Source organism: Coraliomargarita algicola (assembly GCF_033878955.1).
Classification (GTDB): domain Bacteria; phylum Verrucomicrobiota; class Verrucomicrobiia; order Opitutales; family Coraliomargaritaceae; genus Thalassobacterium; species Thalassobacterium algicola.
In genome coordinates this window covers 1,370,315-1,389,574 of the sequence record NZ_CP138858.1, presented here as the reverse complement: position 1 = coordinate 1,389,574, position 19,260 = coordinate 1,370,315, and the positions used below count along the sequence as shown (strand labels likewise).

10 protein-coding genes are annotated in these 19,260 nt (G+C 52.7%); 8 read left to right on the top strand and 2 right to left on the bottom strand.

Annotated elements, in window-relative coordinates; genetic code table 11:
• The first annotated feature begins 75 nt into the window (after positions 1-75).
• The 6 genes from SH580_RS05295 (at position 76) to SH580_RS05270 (ending at position 14,187) form a co-directional block, all read left to right on the top strand.
• The gene (locus SH580_RS05295; RefSeq protein WP_319833972.1) at positions 76-3,240 is read left to right on the top strand and encodes a glycosyl hydrolase; all 3,165 of its coding nucleotides are present in this window, start codon (positions 76-78) and stop codon (positions 3,238-3,240) included.
• A 21-nt stretch (positions 3,241-3,261) separates the two neighbouring features.
• Positions 3,262-5,049, top strand: coding sequence for a hypothetical protein (locus SH580_RS05290; RefSeq protein ID WP_319833971.1), 1,788 nt, complete (start codon positions 3,262-3,264; stop codon positions 5,047-5,049).
• A gap of 7 nt (positions 5,050-5,056) precedes the next feature.
• Positions 5,057-5,959: a hypothetical protein gene (locus tag SH580_RS05285; protein ID WP_319833970.1), complete on the top strand. Its 903-nt coding sequence runs from the start codon at positions 5,057-5,059 to the stop codon at positions 5,957-5,959.
• 46 nt (positions 5,960-6,005) lie between these two features.
• Complete coding sequence (locus SH580_RS05280; RefSeq protein WP_319833969.1) at positions 6,006-9,947, top strand: trypsin-like serine protease; 3,942 nt, start codon at positions 6,006-6,008, stop codon at positions 9,945-9,947.
• A gap of 5 nt (positions 9,948-9,952) precedes the next feature.
• Positions 9,953-13,252 carry a glycoside hydrolase family 9 protein gene (locus SH580_RS05275; RefSeq protein ID WP_319833968.1) on the top strand — a complete coding sequence of 1,100 codons (3,300 nt, stop codon included), beginning with the start codon at positions 9,953-9,955 and terminating at the stop codon, positions 13,250-13,252.
• Positions 13,253-13,551: 299 nt separating this feature from the next.
• Entirely contained in the window at positions 13,552-14,187 is a 636-nt protein-coding gene (locus SH580_RS05270; protein ID WP_319833967.1) for a transposase, read from the top strand.
• A 76-nt stretch (positions 14,188-14,263) separates the two neighbouring features.
• Here the strand turns inward: SH580_RS05270 and SH580_RS05265 are convergent, their stop codons facing one another.
• Positions 14,264-15,691 carry an MFS transporter gene (locus tag SH580_RS05265; RefSeq protein WP_319833966.1) on the bottom strand — a complete coding sequence of 476 codons (1,428 nt, stop codon included), beginning with the start codon at positions 15,689-15,691 and terminating at the stop codon, positions 14,264-14,266.
• A gap of 179 nt (positions 15,692-15,870) precedes the next feature.
• Entirely contained in the window at positions 15,871-16,737 is an 867-nt protein-coding gene (locus SH580_RS05260; protein ID WP_319833965.1) for a PEP-CTERM sorting domain-containing protein, read from the bottom strand.
• Positions 16,738-17,047: 310 nt separating this feature from the next.
• On the opposite strand from SH580_RS05260, the gene SH580_RS05255 reads away from it, so the two are divergent.
• Positions 17,048-18,079 (top strand): LacI family DNA-binding transcriptional regulator, encoded by a 1,032-nt coding sequence (locus SH580_RS05255; RefSeq protein ID WP_319833964.1) that lies wholly within the window; start codon positions 17,048-17,050, stop codon positions 18,077-18,079.
• Positions 18,080-18,416: 337 nt separating this feature from the next.
• Entirely contained in the window at positions 18,417-19,163 is a 747-nt protein-coding gene (locus SH580_RS05250; protein WP_319833963.1) for a rhamnogalacturonan acetylesterase, read from the top strand.
• Positions 19,164-19,260 lie beyond the last annotated feature (97 nt).

The following is a 19,260-nucleotide window of genomic DNA, read 5'->3' as shown; positions in this document are numbered from 1 at the left end:
TAATTATTATACTTAAGAATTGTTTCTTGTTATAGTCTTGACCCTTAGAGTGCAATAAGAATCATTTCTTATAGAATGAAACCTTTGTCACTTTCCAACCCTAAGACTGATTCCGATTCCACCATTAGTCACGCCCAGGCGGACTTTCGACGTGCCTTTGAGGACCCGCCAGCGGAGTTGCGCGGCAAACCATTTTGGTCGTGGAATGGCGAGCTCAATGAAGAAGAACTACTGCGTCAGATGGGAGTCGCCAAGTCGATGGGGATGGGGGGCGTTTTTATGCATTCCCGCACAGGTTTGAAGACGGAGTATCTGGGCAAGGAGTGGTTTGAGCTGATCAATAGTTGCTCGCAGCAGGCGAGTGAACTCGGCCTCGAAGGTTGGCTTTACGATGAAGATCGCTGGCCCAGCGGCAGTGCCGGTGGCAAGGTGACTAAGGACCAAGCGCATCGGATGCGTTCCATTATCTTACGTCAATATGCGGCTGATGAAGTCATTAAATGGCCGGAGTCGGATGACTTTATCGAAGCGCACTATGCAGATTTGGATGGCTTGCACTTGAAGCAGTATGACTCGGTTACGCATCAATCGGTGGACGTGGTGCCTGCGGGCCGACAGCTCTTGTTGTTTGTTCGTGAAATTCATCCATCGCATTCGTTCTATAATGGTGGCTCTTACTTGGATACTTTAAGCCGTTCGGCGACGGATGCATTTATCGAATCGACGCATGAAAAATACCGTGATCAGTGTGGCGACCATTTTGGCAAAGCTATCAAGGGCGTGTTCACGGATGAGCCTCATCGCGGGTTTATTCTGTGTGACGCCGTTGAACAACCAGGGGCGTCGGACTCCGCGGTTGCGATTCCGTATACGGAAGCACTCTTTGAAGAGTTTTCGAAACGCTTCGGTTATGAGCTACGCGGGCGTTTGCCAGAGCTGTATTTTCAGTATCATGGGGAGTCGATTTCCAAATTAAAGTGGCATTATGCCGAACTGCTGCAGCAGCTCTTTATCGAGAACTGGGCGCGTCCTTGCTTGGACTGGTGTGAGTCGAACGACTTGCTACTTACAGGACACGTGCTGCATGAAGATTCACTCGCGGCGCAAGCAGTGCCTTGTGGTTCATTGGCGAGATACTATGAGCAGATGAGCTATCCTGGGATCGACGTGTTGACGCAGGATTGCCGCGCATACTGGGTGGCGAAGCAGGTGGTGTCCGTGGCTCGACAACAGGGGCAGCCGTATGTGCTGTCCGAATTGTATGGCTGCACGGGGTGGCAAATGGGCTTCGAGGGGCACAAGCAAATCGGGGACTGGCAGGCCTTTCTCGGTGTGAATCTTCGCTGCCATCACCTTGCGTGGTATTCCATGGCAGGGGAGGCGAAGCGTGATTATCCCGCGAGTATTTTCCATCAATCCGCATGGTATCCACAATACAAATACGTGGAGGATTATTTCTCACGAGTTAATTTAATCTTACAACAAGGTCAGCCGGATTGTGACGTATTGGTGATTCATCCGAATGAGTCGATTTCGGCGCAGTTTCATTTAGGCTGGGCCACTTGGCTACGTTCAATTTCGCCTTCAGTAGATCTGCTAGAGACGAAATTTGTTGAACTCTTCCATTGGCTGACGAATAGCCAAATTGATTTTGATTATGGCGATGAGGAACAACTGTCACGTCTCGCAGAAATCGAAGTTGTGGAGGGGCAAGCGTATCTGCGCTTCGGTCAGATGCGGTATCGCAGCATCGTGGTCGGTGGCTTAGAGACGATGCGCGGAACGACCTTGTCGTTGCTGGAAGCCTTTCAATCTGCGGGCGGAGCGGTCATCTTTGCTGGTGAGGTCCCCGCTTATCTGGATGCCGAACGCAGTCATTCGGTGCGTGCTTTTGCGAAGCAGGCTCTGGCATGTAACTGGGAGCGAGATGAATTGGTTGATTGCCTTCGGGGAAATAGCGATCAGTTTCTGCAACTCAACGAAGGTGCGGGTGTCGTGGATGTGATCAGTCATGTGCGTCGCTTGGATTCTGGAGAAGTTTTTATCGGTCTAGTGAATACGACAGACGAACAATTGAAGAAGGTTCAAATTGACCTCAGCCAAGGTGGAAGAGTGGAACGTTTGAATTGCCGTAGCGGTCAAATTGAGTCAGTTGCCGTGGCATCACATGCGGATGGGCTGCGCTGGTGGGTGGATTTCGAGTCGCTCGGAGAGCACTTGTATCGAGTCGTGCCCGAGGCGGAGGAGGGTGACGCTGCGGAGCCTGAACGCGTAACCGCCGAGCCATTTTCGCTGCCGATCGAGGGGCCGTTTGATTATGTATTGAGTGAGCCTAATGCGTTGCTTTTGGAACGAGCTCGCTATCGTTTGGATGAAGGAGAGTGGAGTGAGTGCCGAGATATTCTACGTCAGGATACAGCTATTCGTGACGCGCTCGGTTGGCCGCAAGTCTCTGGAGAGATGGTGCAGCCTTGGTGTCGTTCGAAAACCGACGACGTTGTTGCGAAGAAATTGACGTTGGAGTTTCCCTTCAATGTTTCTCAGATCCCCGCAGGACTTGAGTTGCTGGCAGAGCAGCCAGAACGCTGGCGTATTTCTCTAAATGGTCATGTCATACTTTGTGATGATCTGAGTCACTGGCATATAGATATCGCATTAAAGCGCATACAATTACCGGTGGGATATTTGCTGCAAGGTGACAACTGCATTACCATGGAGACCGATTTGTCGGAGGATACCGATCTCGAGGCGATCTACTTGCTCGGCGATTTTGGTGTTTATTCTAAGGGTGAGGATTGGGAGATCGCAGCATCACCGAAGCAGGTGTTTGTCGGTGATTTAGTGGAGCAAGGATTTCCATTTTACACGGGCGCGGTGACTTATTGTTTGCGGCTTCCTGAAGCTTGCAGCGAGCAAGGATTGGAACTGGAGTTGCCCGAGTATTCGGGGGCCTGCGCTGAAGTAATACTCGGGAATCAATCAGAGCTAATCGCTTTTCCTCCGAGTCGAACCAGCCTGCGAATGTCATCGGACAACGGCTGTTTGAAGGTGAAGCTATATCTCACACGGCAAAATCTGTTCGGTCCTTTGCACCGGATGCCGAAAGAACAAGGGATGACTCGACCTGATTCCTATCGAACAGTAGGTGATGCCTATAGTGAGGCGTATCAGTTATTTCCGAGTGGTTTGTTGTCGGCTCCGATCATGCATTTGTCGGCGCCGCTCGTTTCGGATGGGTAAGGGGGGAGTCCCATCGATCCCATGTTTACCCCTACCTATCGCCGTTTGCTTGGCTGCTTCAGTTACTTGACTGCGTGTCTTGCTGCGCAGGCGAATCCTGAGAGTAGTCGTATATTTCAGGTCGCGGAAGATTCGTCCAGTGCGACTGTCCTGACAGTCTTAGATGCGGATCTCGATTTGGCGACTCGTCTTGAGCGTGAGCGCAGCACTGTGCCGTCACCTGTGCCGCTGGGTCCACGTGTGGTGGCAGGTCAAGGTGCCTCCGAGGAGAATCTGACTTTTGTCCGAGTGTTGGATCCGAACGGGGTGCCTGCTGTGCAGTTTTTAGCGTATCCCCAAACAGTCACTGGTGGCGTTTTGGTCGCGGCGGGGCGTCAATCGGATGCGGGCGAGTTTATCGTTACGGCTCCGATTGCGCATGCCTCCGTTCGTGCGCTTCGCGTTTACAATACACTAGGAGGTTTTCTTTATGACTTGCCGATCCCGCGTGGTCTGTCGGCACCTTATCAAATCGCGGCTGGCGACTTCATTCCTAAGCAAGCAGGGGATGAGATTGCGGTGACTTCCAGTTTGCAGCGCAAGGGGCAGTCGACGGCTGTGATTCTTTATAGTGCTGCTGGCGAGTATTTGGACGCGATAAAGTTTACGGCTCCTGGCGACGGTGCGACACATTTAGAGTCCTACCAACTCGCGGGCTCGACTGGTCTAGAGCTATTTTATTCGGAGGCAAATTGTTTACTGCAATTTGATCCGCAGGGCGGGGAACACCGTTTTTTGCAGCTGGAGGAAACGGTTGAATTGACGGGGCTGTATCGAAGTGCTTTTGGCACGAACATGCATTGGGGTGCGTTTCCCGACTCGAGTATGTCCGAGGTGTTGACCTTTGCGGGGGCCAGTGCTGACGAGAAATTGAATGTGGGGCGTCATGAAAATGAATTCTGGATCACCGGTAGTGGCTTCGGATTCGATGCGAGTGATTCGGGCGAGTATATCAAATTCGTTCGCTATGGTCACTTGCGCACAGATGGCTCATCGCCGGCATATACGGATGCTTCTTTGTTGATGGGAACCGACCCTGCCGACTGGGACCGCGCGACCGCTCCTGCTCGGTCTGGATTGGGACAGTTGCGTCGGCCGCTAGATGAACAGCAACGTGCCTTATGGGAACCCTGTTTTACCCATCGCCAGTTCAATGATCGTTTCGATGACTGGAAGTCTGTCTTGGATGTAGCCAGTGGATTGCCCAAATATTTGTCACTGTCGCGGCTGAACAATATTTCATATTACGGCGAGTTTGGGAAACAAAACAGTTTTGTCGGCTCCACCTATGCCTTTGGACTGCCCGCACTGGATCGCCTCTATTTACTGCCGCTGCGTAGCTTTCTATTTACCTTGAGCGAAGCTTTTCGTGCGCATCCTGAGCGAGTTATTTCGGTCGAACCGAACCATGAGTTTGAGATTGCGATCAAGGAGGACAAATCGGTCGGTGATTATAACCCTGCGATGATTCGCGGCTTTCGTGAGTATTTGATGCTCCAATATGGTAGCGATCTTGAGGCGGTGCTTCAGGCGCGCAAGGGGCCGGACTTGATTGCGTTTGATGCGCCGCGTGATACCGATCGTGGTCGCTGGGATCGTTACGATTCCGAAAATCCATTTTTCAATGATTGGGTGAACTACAACCGCTATGTGGTGAATCGACGACTGGCCGATACCTTTGCGCAGGCCTTGCTGGCTGGCTTTCCTTCCGAAATTATTAAGTCCTCAAATTCCAGACCTCTACGCGGTGGGCACTTTGGATCTATTTAGTGAACGCATGGTGCGGATTACTCCAATTGATTATGCGATGACTGCGGGAGTGGGCTTTGGGTTTACCCGCTATTCTGTTTGGTTTCAGAAGCCCGCCAATGCCTTTCAAGCTGGCTATACTTCGGGCTTCGATTCGATGGTGCTGGGAGAGTATCAAGCGTTGAGCAAAGACCAGGCACTCGCGAATCAACAATTGCTCCATCTGTGGGAGCGCGGAGGCAATGCCGTGCATGCGATGCAATGGCCGGCGTCTCACGATCGTGGATACAACGAAACGATGACTGGTGCGATTCGCAATCTGTTGGAGCATCACGACGCACCTCGCACGGTGGTGACTGGGGGCGTGAGTCAGATCAAGGCGGTGCAACGCGGGGAGCAACTGTTCAACCTCGCCGCAATTGGCGTGGGCCCGAACAAGCGCGGTCTTTTGAAAAGCTTGCGGGAAGATGGCCGCTGGGAGGGGAGCGTTTATGCGGTGCCGTTTCGCACGGCGATTGCAGTTCAAGAACTCGAAACTCGAATCGATGCCAGAGGCTCTGGGGTTCAAACACTTTCGGTTGGACCGCTCGCGGATCTCGAAGCAGGCGAGCAGATTGTTCTGCAGTTTACGGCGAGTGATTCGAGGAATGGAACAGCCGAGTTTTCAGTCCGTCACGAAGCCGGCGGCACTTTACCCGGGACGTCGCAAACACTAGCACTGAGCGCTGACAACAAATCTTATCGTTTTGTTTTGCGGGCTCAACTGCCAGCCGATGGTTGCATGCTGTCGGTGAACTTACCTGCGTCCGCTCAAATTAAGCAGATCCACGCGCAACGAGAAACCGAGCAGGTGGCACGGCCTCATCGCGGCATCCATACGGGCGTGCCCCATCAAGGTGGGATGACCTTCGATCTCTTGCCAGATGCTTAAAATTCAATGACTGCCGCATGTCTGTGGTGGTCGTCACTTTTTCTATATGAATTCTATGTTTAGCTCTTTTCAAAATCTTGGAGTATGTTTTGCCGCAGTTAGTCTTCTCTTTAGTTTTGTTGTTTCGTCGCATGCTGTATTGCGTCATCCCGGCATGACCGATGCCGAGGCCTTGGCCCTGGGTGCCTTGCCGCAGTTTGAGAGCAAGGCCTATGTCAGTGGCTGTTCGGCGGCGATGCTAAATAGCGAATGGGCGGTGTCCGCTGCTCACTGCATCAGCCTGGAAGACGAGCAGCGCGTGACGATGACCTATGAAACGAATGGGGTCTCCACCACGGTGGCGGGAACGGCCTACCGTGTGCAATCGGGTGATGGCGGATATGACGATGTCATGCTCATTCATTTGGACACGCCGATCACGGCTGCGGTGGCTTGGGTGGCGCCTTACGATCGCTTCGATGAGTATGAACAGTTGGGCTGGCAAGTTGGGCAGGGCACTTCTGGGGCACTGGGAGTGAATACCACTGTAGATAGTCAGTTTCGTGCGATGACGCAGCGGATTGTTTCGACCGGACTCGGTGAGGCATCGATCATTCCGCAGCATATTTATTACAACTACAATAATCCCAATACCGCGAGCCCGAGTGACTATGCGACACGCTTTGAGGGCGGCACGGGGCCAGGAGACAGTGGGGGACCTCTATATGTGTATTCACGTGGTCGATACTTCAATGCCAGTGTCGTGAGTGGCCCGCAGGATGGGAGTTATCGCAATGGTCGCTTAAGCACACATGGCGCTGCCATGCTGGCGCGATCGGGACTGAAGTTTGCCTATCCGCAACAACTCACACCGCAGGCGGTCTGGGTGGCAGAAGATCTAGAGGCTTCAGCCGCGAACTTGAACACGGTGACGACTTGGACGGATCGTCTCAATGGGCTTACGTTTTCAAATGTCAGTGACGGAGGCGCGGGCGCGCCTGTCTTTGTGGCTAGCGCATCGCCAACAGGTTTGGCATCTGTGCGTCTGGATGGCGATGATGCGCTGGGGCTATCGCTTGAAGAAAATCCTTTTAACAGCACCACGGCGATGAGTATCGCGATCGTAGTCAAGTCGAGCGGTGGCAATGCCGGACTAGAGACAGCCGACTTTGGCACGTCAGGTTTGTTGGATGCGAGCGTTGCGGGGAGTGATCTCGGGTGGGGGCTTTCGATGGCGGCGAATGGTCGTTTTGGTTGGAGCATCGAGGACATCGATGGCTCGGTGGATGCGCTCTTCCGTGGTGATACGGGCAACGGTTCTGCGGCTGAGGGCGATTGGCATGTGGTCGTCGCAACTTGGGATGGTTCAGAAATCGCATTGGATAACGCGGGCGATGAGCGTAATATGAAACTCTTCGTGGATAGCTTGGCGCAGTCCAAGACCACGCAAGCCGCTAATCACTTTAACATCGGTCGAGCAGTCAGCACTTTGGTATTAGGGAAAAGTCAGACCAACTCGGTCGGTGGATTTCAAGGAGAGATTGCCGAGATTCGACTCTACACGGGAGAACTGCAAATACATGAAGTGGATCGCTTACTAACGAGCCTGCGTGAGCGCTATGTCAGTGGTTCGCTCGGAGTCAGCTTTGAGCGGCCTTGGTCGTCGAAGATATCGATTCCCGCCGGACAAAGTTTACGCACGCGCGGGTTGCTCACGGGGGGCGGCACTTCAATGGTTTGGGAACTCGAGTCTGGGCCCGCTCCAGTTACTTTTTCAAATGTGACTTCGCCCGATACCGAGATCACTTTCGAAGAAGTGGGCACGCATGTCTTACGCGCAGTAGTGACGGACGGTGTTTCGGTGGGCACGACAGACTTGACAGTTGAAGTGACTGTGCCCGGTGAGTTGCCGACAACGAGTAGTGATGTGGTGGCGGGCAATTGGATTTCGAGCGACGTGGGCACGGTCGATGTCGTCGGTAGTCACAGCGAGGCCGCGGGTGTTTTTACTGTGAATGGTTCTGGCCAAGGTGTTGGCGTGGGAGAGGGGCAGACTTACGATGAAGGCCGCTTTGTTTGGAAGGCTGTGGCGGGCGACTTTGATTGGATCGCGCGACTCGACTCTCTGACGGATGCGTCGGGGCCGACGCGTGCGGGGCTGATGGTGCGCGGTGGACCGGGCGCGACCGATGCCGCCGCATTTGTCGGGTTTGCGCCGAACGGTACTGCGTTTGTGTTAGGCCGTCGTGATGGTGGTTGGTATGCGGAGCTTAGCAGCGATGCCGGCTTGGGACTAAGCTTTCCAGTGTATTTGAAATTAGAACGACGCGGCGAAACCGTGGCGGCATTTGTTTCGTCCGATGGAGTGACGTATAGCGCCATCGGATCAGAGCTGACAGTCGCGTTACCAGGCGTGGCACGTGTCGGGATGTTTGTGACGAGTGGTAACGAAACGACTACCGTCGCGGGGCAGTTTAGCGATCTGTCGTTGCTGCAAAAGAGCTTCGCGTCCACGACTGCCTTATCGGTCTTAAGTGCGGAGCAATCAGGTGGTGCAATTGATCTCGATCCCAGCTCGTCTGGCACTGATGAGCCATGGTTGAGTGTCGCTCTCACGAATGGTTCTAATGTGGCCAATGTGTATGAGACCTATGTCGGGCATCGTCAAATCTCACGAGCGACTTTGACTGAGGGCGGCAATTATTGGGCAAGCCTCAGCGCCGATGATGGCAACGCGCTCACTGCGACCAGTCGTGTGATCGAGACGGTTTATCATACACGCTATGAATTTAATACGGCCAGCGATACTGAAGGATGGAACGGGAATAACCTGAGTGATTTTATAAGTGATGGCAGTAGCCTGACGGGCACTGCGAGCTCAGATGATCCGCAGATCAACATCACCGGACTATCGCTGGATGGAATACTGCATACGCAAGTAACGGTGCGAATGAAAGCGACCGTCGCCGCACCGATACAACTGTTCTGGGGCCGCGAAGGCGCGGGCGGTTTTGCGGGGGCACGTTCGCAGCTTTTGGATTATACCGAAATTGGGGCCTTTCAGTCGCTGGTCTTCGATTTGGAGGGCGTCGACGAATGGGATGGCGAAACCATCACCGCCTTACGCTTGGATCCGTTGAATGGATCGGTGAATGGGCAGAGCTTTGAAATCGATTTTGTTGAAATTTCAGACGGTCGTGCGATCCGTCCAGCGCCAGCGTATCGCTTCGATGTGGGCGGTGATAGCGAAGGGTGGAAATTTACCAAGGACATCGCTAGCACTTATGTGATCGGTGGCGCTCTGCAGGGCACCACGACTGGTAACGATTCGGTGTTGACGCGGAGTGGTGTTGATTTCGATGCCGATGGCGTGGACAGCGTGTTGCTGCGCATTCGCTCGTCAGTTTCGGGAGTTTCTGAATTCTTCTGGGGAACGACCGAAACGCCAGCGTTCAGCGCGGCGCGTAAGGTGAGCGCGAGCTACGTTGGCGATGGTTCTTATCAAGTGTTGCGCCTACCGCTCGCGGGCAATGCGGAGTGGGAGGGCACGAGCTTGCAAAATATACGCTTGGATCCGAGCAATCAGCCGGGGGCTGTCTTCGCGATTGATACGATCCTCTTTAGTGATGGCGACGGTGATAAGGATGGGATGCCGGACACCTTTGAACTCGCCAACAATTTGAATCCGCTGGGCAGTGAGGATGCCATGTTGGATGCTGATGGGGATGGCGTGAATAATTTTGGTGAGTATATCGCGGGGACTGATCCGACAGACGGCAGTGACCGCTTCGCTTCGACCTTTGTTTACACCGATGGGGAGGCCTTTGAGCTGAACTTTAGTGGCAAGTCTGGTCGTCGCTATCGACTGATGCGCAAGCTGAATTTGACTGACGCGAGTTGGGTGCAAGTCGACAGCCTCGGCGCCTTGGGGAGTGATCAGTCCGTTCATTTATCGGACTCCAGCAGCTTCGATCAGGCGTTCTACATGGTTGAGATTTCATACCCGTAATTCATATGTTTACAACCCATGCTTTCGCTTGGTGGCGTCGTGTTTTCTGCACGCATCCTCTATTCGTATTCACTTTGGTGCTGGGCGCTGCGCTCCACGGGCAGACGGTCAGCGTTGAACTCGTTGAAGATTACGGCAACAGTTATCAAGCACGTGCGACGATCACCAATGATTCCGCCGTGGCGCTGAACTCGTGGCTGGTGACCTTACAACTGGACGGCACGCTCGATAATAATTGGGAGAGTCTCTATCAAGCTTCGGAGAGTGATGTTGATAATCGGGTGTATGCCTTTTCCAATGAATACTATAACAGAGCCATCGCACCGGGAGAATTCGAAAGCTTCGGGTTTATCGTTCGCACGAGTTCGGAGCCAGTTTTGCCAGAGGGTGGTTTGGTGACACGTGACTGGGAGCCAGTGCTTGAACCCCGCGTGAGTGTCGCGGATGTGACGGTGACCGAAGGTGATAATGACACGGGCAGTGTAACGTTTACGATCACCTTGAACCCGGCAGTGGACGACGCGACAGTGACGGTTGAGTATACGACCTTGGATGGCAGTGCGGTCGCAGGGGATGATTATCAAGAGCGCTTTGGGAGCTTAAGCTTTGCGCCAGGTGAAACTGCGAAGACGGTGGTCGTTACCATTGTGGGTGATGCGCTGGATGAATCTACGGAGCACTTTGATTTTATCTTATCGTACCCGGTGAATGCTGTGCTCGGGGAGAGCGAGGCGTCAGCGCGGATTTTCGATAACGATGGATCGGGGCCGTTGCTTGGTAAAGCGCAGACGGGTGACTATAACTATGCCGAAGTGCTTCAGAAGTCTTTGTTCTTTTACGATGTGCAGCGCTCTGGTGACTTGCCTGTTGATTTTCGAGTCGCTTGGCGCGGGGATTCCGCGGTGAGCGATGGCAGTGATGTTTCGTTGGATCTCATTGGTGGGTTTTATGATGCGGGCGATCATGTGAAGTTCGGACTGCCGATGGCGTATAGTTTAACTATGCTCGCTTGGGGCGCGGTGGAGTATCCGTCCGCCTATGCCGAAACGGGACAAGTCTCGATCCTATTGGATCAACTTCGTTGGGGGGCGGATTACTTGATCAAGTGTCACGTGCGCAATGAAGATGGATCGACGGCGGCATTTTATGGGCAAGTCGGGAACGGGGATGTAGATCACGCGTATTGGGGCAGTGCCGAAAGCATGACGATGGCGCGGCCCGCGTATCGAATCGATGTGGACCATCCTGGATCGGACCTCGCTGCGGAGACGGCTGCGTCGCTCGCGGCGATCTCGATGTTGGTTGCCATCGATGATCCTGACTACGCCGCCGAACTGATCGATCACGCCGTGGCGCTTTACGAATTCGCTGATACCTATCGCGGCAAGTATAGCGACTCGATTACGAACGCCGCGAGTTTTTATAATTCATGGAGCGGCTATCAGGATGAATTGGTGTGGGGCGCGCTTTGGTTGTATCGCGCGACAGGAGATGCCACCTGGCTGAACAAAGCAAAGAGCGAGTATGCGATGCTCGGTGGTGGCGCAGGGAATCAGCCGTTTATCTGGAGCCTCTCTTGGGATAATAAATCCTATGGTTGCTACGTCTTGCTTGCGGATTTGGATGGCGGCGCGACTTATAAAGCCGATGCCGAACGTTGGCTCGATTACTGGACTATCGGTATCAATGGCCAAAAAGTGAACTATACGCCAGGCGGCTTGGCATGGCTGGACGAGTGGGGCTCCTTGCGTTACGCCGCCAATACTGCGTTTTGTGCTTTGGTGTATGCCGATAAAGTCAACGACCCCGATGCGCGTTATTCAGATTTTGCGAAGGCGCAAATCAACTACGCCTTAGGCAGTAACCCACAGAATCGCAGCTACGTCTGTGGCTTCGGAGTCAATCCGCCGATCAATCCGCATCATCGCAATGCCCACGCCTCGACGACGAACAATATTGATAGCCCCAACGATAACCAACACGTGCTCTACGGTGCCTTGGTCGGTGGCCCTGGAATCGACGATGCCTATGTGGATGATCGCAGCGACTATCAACGCAACGAAGTGGCCATGGATTATAACGCCGCTTTTACGGGGGCACTGGCGCGGCTCTATCTCGAGTATGGTGGCTATGCGCTCGACGAAGTGGATGCGCCACCAGTCGATGCAGTCGTGTTGCTCTATGAAACGGTCGATGACTTTCCCACAGGCGCACAGACCGATCGTGAATGGAAAGCCCTGTGGCCCGGCACCAAGTGGGCGAACGGTCCCGACGAAGGCCGGCTCGAAGTGGACGATACGATTGCTTATAATGGTAGCGGGAAATCCGTTCGGGTGCTTTATCCGGAAGGCGGTAAGCAGTCGAATGGCAGTGGTGCGCAATGGTTCATGGATTTAAAAGGCGAATACGATGAACTGTATTTTAGCTACTGGTTGCGCTTTGATCCTGACTTTGACTTTGTGCTGGGCGGTAAGTTGCCCGGGCTCGGAGGGGCAGTGTCTTTCGACGATCGCACGCATGAGTGGTCGGGGCGCTTGATGTGGCGCGAGAACGGATGGGCCGAGTTTTATATTCATGTGCCGTCCGAGCATTTGAACGATCCGGGCGATCGTTTCTGGTGGAATACCGAAGGTTTTCAAGCGATCTTCGTTCCCGGGCGCTGGCATCATATCGAGATTCACATGAAGTTAAATACTCCGGGGCAACAGGACGGATTGGCTGAAGGTTGGTTTGACGGCGTCAAAGCCGCCACATATCCGGGCTTTGATTTTCGAGATGCGGGCACATCCAGCGCGCAGATCGCATGGGTATTCTTTAGCACCTTCTTTGGCGGCAGTAGTGGTGATCATTGGAATGCCCAGAAGGATGAGCATGCTCGCTTCGATCAATTCATCGTGTCTAAGGAGCGGATTGGCTACCCCGGTAAACCCGACGATATCGACTCCGATCAATTGCCGAACGATTGGGAATTGCAGCACTTCGGTAGTGACATGGCAGCCGATCCATATGCGGACAGCGATACGGATGGCGATTCGGATTATTTCGAGTATATCGCCGGCACTCATCCCAAGAATGCAAGCGACTGGTTGGCGCCCCAGGTGCAAAAAACAAGTGATGCGTTTGTGGTTGATGTGAATGCCAAGGCGGGGCGAGTCTATCGACTCTTGCGCAAGTTGAATTTGACTGATGCTGATTGGCTCGAAGTGGACATTAGTGCGACGATCGCCACGGACGGCACACTTAGTCTCGAAGATCCCAGCTTGCATGGTCGCGCGTTTTACAAGGTCGAAGTGACAGAGCCGTAGCGTGACGCATTCAAGGGCAGGGATGCCCTTGTTCCGGTTTAGGAAACAGGGCATCCTTGCCCTGTGGCGTTGTGGGTGTCGCATGGTCTTCATTCAAGGGCAGGGATGCCCTTGTTCCGGTTTTGGAAACAGGGCATCTTGCTCTGTGGAGCTGCGAGTGTCGCATGGTCTTCATTCAAGGGCAGGGATGCCCTTGTTCCAGTTTTGGAAACAGGGCATCCTTGCCCTGTGCTGCTGCGAGTGGCGACTCTAATTTCTGGCTGGCGTTCGCGGTCTAAATTTCTAACATCCACTTCTAGATGAGTGAGTTTCTCAACCCCTATGCGCACATCGACCAGCACGGCCTGAATCTGCCGCACTGGCAGCAAGGGGAGGCTTTTGTTTTTGTTACATGGCGCATGGCGGACTCCCTACCTGAAAATGTTTTGCGCGGTTGGTCATCCGAACGCAGGATTTGGTTCGAGAAACAACCGTTGCCTTGGGATGCATCGACGCGTGCCGAATACCGTGAGCGCTTTCCGCTGCGGATTGAGCGATGGTTGGATCCGGGCAGCGGATCGTGTGCGCTCAGTGACCCAACGCTTCGTTTAATCGTCGAGGGAGCACTTTCGCATTTTGAAGGTGAGCGTCATGCTGTTCGGTCATACGTCATCATGCCCAATCATGTGCATATTTTATTTCAACCTTTGAGCGGTTGCCTGCTGGAAGATATTTTGCATACATGGAAAAGTTATTCGTCGCAGCAGATTATGAAGACGACGAAGCATACTGGTGAATTTTGGAGTGCGGGTTATTGGGATCGCTTGATTCGCGATCGGACTCATTTTGAACGTTGTGTCCGCTATATCCGTAATAATCCAGCAAAAGCGAAACTGAATCCTTCGCAGTTTAGTTTGTATGAGAACGAAGCACTGACTTGTGAGTCAGAAAGGTGATTCAAGGGCAAGGATGCCCTTGTTCCGTTTTTGGAAGCAGGGCATCTTGCCCTGTGGCCTTGTGTCGCGGTATGCGCTATGTGTCTTTGCCCGCTCTGGCTTCGAGTAAACGTTGCGTTTCTTCGGCACGTTGACGGCTAATCGGGTAGAACCACATTAAAAAGATCGCAAGCACCAGGCCGAGTGACTGAAAGCCGATGAGTAGGGCTTTCATTTTGACGGCGGTTGCTTCGTCCAAGCCAGAGGCATCGACCACTTGCGGGTCGTAGCCTGCGGCTGTTGCCATGTAACCACCGAGCCCGAAAGTTATGCCTTGGGCTGCTTTGAGTGCGAAGCCTTTGACGGAACTAAACATGCCTTCGCGGCGGCGTCCGGTTTCGAGTTCGTCGTCATCACAGACGTCGGCGACCATCGAGTCGATCATCAGCCAGCAACCTTGCATGCCAATGAAGGTAATGCCGCCGACCACGTAGAGCGCCCAGGGCCAGCGTGGATCGATCGCGAAGAAATTCAAAATGGTACCGAGGAGGACAAAGCATAGGCCGACCAACATGGCCGAGCGCTTGTTGAAGCGTGTCGAAAGATAGCCGATGAAAAACATGCTGCCATACGATAAGCCAACCGCGAGTGTGGTGAACCATCCGGTGAAGTCGCCAATCGCTTTTTCGCTGCCATTGAAGACGTAGTGCAACATCAATAGCGGTGCGATGCTTTGCGCGGAGAAGAGCGCGACGATGATGGTGACGTAGGCGATGAATAAGATGACGAAAGGCTTGTTCGTCATCGTGTATTTGATCGCAGGCAAAAGTTTGATCGGTTCCTGCGTTTCAATTTCAAGGTCTTCTTTGCAACCGAAGGTTGGAATCAAGCCGGAGATTAAAACGATGACAGCCACCCCCACTGTGACCCAGAAAGCACCTTCACCTAAGTTCGGAAAGGTATCTGCCGCTGCGAGCCGAAAGAGCCAACCGGCGGAGACCGATCCGATGAGCCCTATATACATCCGCCAGACGATGACGCGCGTTCGTTCATCGTAGTTCGGCGTGAGCTCGAAACCCAGCGCAGTATAGGGTACTACAAAAAGTGTGTAGGCGACGGCAAGCAGGCTGCCAATCGTGACGATGTAAAAAAACGGGATATTACTGAACCATGGGTTCTGCGCGGTTTCTGCTCCCATCGGTGTCCACAATAAGGGGAGCAGTAGGGCGCAGGCAATGACTCCGAAAAACATCAAGGGGCGGCGACGCCCGTATTTTGTTTTAAGATTGTCGGACAAGTTGCCGATCCACGGATCGGTAAAGGCATCGATTAAACGCGGAAATGCCAAGGCCATGCCCGCCAGCGCTGGACTCAAGCCAAAGTGCTGCACGTAGACCAGCGTGCCGAGCGCGGTCAAGGTGTTGAACATGAAATTGTCCGCCAGCCCCCCACAGCCCCAAGTGACTTTCGTGCGCAAGGGCACGCGCTTTTGACCAGGAATGTGGGGGATATGTGTAGAACTCATGAGGCTTTAGGAAATGCTCGTTGATCTAAATGGGGTTAGTTACGAGAAAATTAGCATCACCAAGATATCTGAAAAGGCAATAAGAAAGGTTTCTTGTTTCTTGTTGTAACGAAGAATTCAGCAAAAAAAAAGGACAGCCCGAAGGCTGCCCTTTTACCCTATATAACCCTAATGAAAAATTATTTGCGACGCTTGATGGATGCAAATCCAAGAGCCAGTAGACCACCGATGAGGGCATAGGTGCTTGGCTCGGGAACGACGGTGATAGTTAGATTGTCTAAGAACACGTCAGAGAATGCAGATACACCAGAACCTAAGTGGCTGCCGAATGCGAAGTAGCGATCACCTGTTGCAAAGTCGGCTGCGAAATCGCTGAGTATTGCTGTGCCGTTCGCTGTCGCGCCAATGGTGGTGCCGGCACCTGTCTCATTCACTGTAACTATGAAATTAACATAGCTCGATGTGAAGGAAGGAGTGCTTGTGTAATCATCGCTCGCGCTAAGTATTCCATCACTATAATAGCGTGTTAAGTTATTATTGGCTGGGTTGACGCCGTCTGGGCGAAGCAGGATTCCAAAGTCGCTGCCTGCTGCGCTTGGGGCTTGAGGAGCGACGCTATCGCCGATCGCGAATGAGATCCACTGGTCGGTCGAGTCTGTGACGCGTGATTTGTAATGAAGGTCGAAGGAGATGGTATAAACTTCACCCGCGAGTGAACTGCCGAAATTTGTATCTAAACTAAGGAAGGCGTTAGATGCACCGCCAGTTTGCTCATTGTTACGAATGCGCCCCATCGAATTTCCTGCAGTATTACCATTATTGGTGGTGCCATCATCATTTGTTGACACATTGGACTGCGATGTCGACCCCGTATGAGTATAGGTGGAGGTGGTGCCTGCTGTTTGGCGAGTGACACCGATGCTGTCGTTTATATCCAAATTGTTATTCCCTGAGCTGGTGGAGAAGCCGTCTTGGAAGATTACCTGCGCCTGCATCGAAATGGACGCTGCGAACATTGAAGTGAGGAGTAGGGGTGTTTTTTTCATAGTAGTGATGTGTGTTATGGGTGAGTTGTTAGCTTGAAAATGGTTTTTGTAAGCTTTGATGAGAGGTTTATCTCCTCGCACAAGAAACAATTCCTATCGCACTGTCAAGAATTGTTTCTTATGGTTCTTGCGGTTTTTCTTCATATTAACGCAAGCTACTTCTTTACAGCAACTTGAGGGATTCTTAGGTTTTTCCTCTAGAAAGCTTGCCGCTGGGGCAGTGCAGATGCATCCTCTGATATTCATCACTAAGCAATTTGAACTTATCTGGATTGCAACTGATCAGCGCCGAATATTACTAATTGAACCAATGAGAGCACGATTGAAAGATGTAGCCGCGCGAGCGGGTGTCGCGACTAATACAGCATCGACGATTTTAAATCGTCGGTCGAATTCTTGGGCTTCGAAGGAAACGGCGGCCCGCGTCTTTAAGGCGGCGGAAGAATTGGGCTACAAGCCCAGTCGAGCGGCATTGGGCTTACGCCTCGGGAGCTTTAAGACGGTCGGCCTAGTAATTCCGGATTTACATAATCCTGTTTATACCACCTTTGCGGATCTATTGGAGCAACGTATGCGTGATAATGGCTATGACCTCATCTTGGAGCACTCCCGCACGGATGTGAAATATGAGAAGCATTGTTTAGATTCGATCATCGATCGTCAGATTGATGCGGTGACGTATTTTGTCAGTGACTTGAATAGCCACTTGGACTTTCTGAAACGTGCGGCAAAGACATCCACTCACGTTGTCGCATTGACGGGGCCTTCGACAGAGCCGTTTCCTTTTGATGCGGTCGAGATGGATTTCTCTTCGGGCATTACGGCTGCGGTCGAGCATTTGTTAGATTTGGGCCATGAGCGTTTTGCGTTTCTCTGTGCACTTGCGAAAGGGCAGGAGGCGGGGGATCGGCCGAATGTGTTTAATCAAATGTTAAAGGAGCGTGGCATCCCCGAAAGCCAAAACAGCTTTATCCCGTGTGCACACGATTTGCTGAGTGCACGTAACACCTTTGGTGAGTTCTTGGATGGTTTTTCGGGACCAAAACCGACTGCACTCATCGCCATGAATGATTTAACTGCCATTGGTGCCATGCGCGCCGCGAGCGAGCGAGGCATTCGTGTGCCCGAAGACCTTTCGGTGATCGGGGTGGATAATATTCCTTTGGGGCGGTTCTTGCCTCGTCAATTAAGCACCATTGCCCAGCCACTAGAAGAGTTGGCCGATGCGACGGCAGAATTGATGTTATACCGACTCAATAATGATGAAGAGGATTCGAAGCCACAGTCTCGTAAATTTAAAGCGAAGTTGTTGATCAAAGAAACCACGGCGCGGCTAGGCTGAAGTATTTGAACTAGTTAGGTGAAGTTATTGGATTCGCTTGTCGGCGTTGTCTCGGAACTAGTCACTTTGACCGGTTGGCTCCGCTTTCGCTAAAGCTCCTCCGAAACGGGTAAACTCTAAACCGCGGAAAGCGATCACTCCGCGTCCTCAACGAACTCTGCAGTTAAAACATGCCCGAGCATGGACGAAGGCTTTGGGAAGACGCTTTGTAGTAGGAACCGGTTGAATGCCGCTTATCAAAAAACGCGGCGCAGATTTGTCTTTTGTATCAGATTTTTATGTAAGACTTTTCTCTGCTTTGTTGTCTGCTGTGGATGTCTAGAGTATTGGACTGATTATGATGACTTCCTTACTCCATCGAATGACAGGTTCTTGGTTTTTATTGCTGATGGGCAGTTTGCTTTGTGGGGCGCTTCATGTCGGCTGCGCTAAGAGTCTGTCGACGAATGCTCCGATTAAAATTGCGCTGATTGGCGATTCCACCGTGTGTGAGTATCCGGCGGAGGCTACGCTGCGGGGCTGGGGGCAAATGCTTCCGAAATTTCTGCCAGCGAATGTTGAAATCTTCAACGCGGCGCGGGGTGGTCTGAGCACCAAAACGTATCCGGAATGGCTCTGGGCGCGTGTGTTGAAGTCGAATGCGGATTATCTTCTGATTCAGTTTGGGCACAATGACTCGCATGCCAAAGGGCGGCCGGAATCGACCGATGCGGCGACGGATTATCGAGACAATTTGATCCGCTTCATTCGGGAGGCCCGGGCTGCGGGGATCGAACCGATTTTGGTCACGCCCGTGCGCCGGCGTTTGTTCAAGGACGGTGCCTTGACCTCCGAGTTGTCCCCGTATCGGGATGGGATGTATGCCGTGGCCGAGGCCGAAGCTGTCAAGCTGATCGATTTACACGAACTCAGCGGACAACTCTACACCGACCTGGGTGAGGCGGGCTCGGAAACTTTTACGCCGAATTTTGTCGATCACGCCGATCGCCCCGGTTCGATGGACCGCACACATTTCACGGAATCCGGCGCGACTGCAATGGCGGCATTGGTTGCGAAAGAATTAAAAGCTTTGGATGTTATGTAAGATTCTCGTCTGCTTTCACTGGGACTCGTTTCAATCATAAGTTTGCGGTTATGGTATTACCTTCTTTTGTCCCAAACCTATTTCAGTTAATATCTCG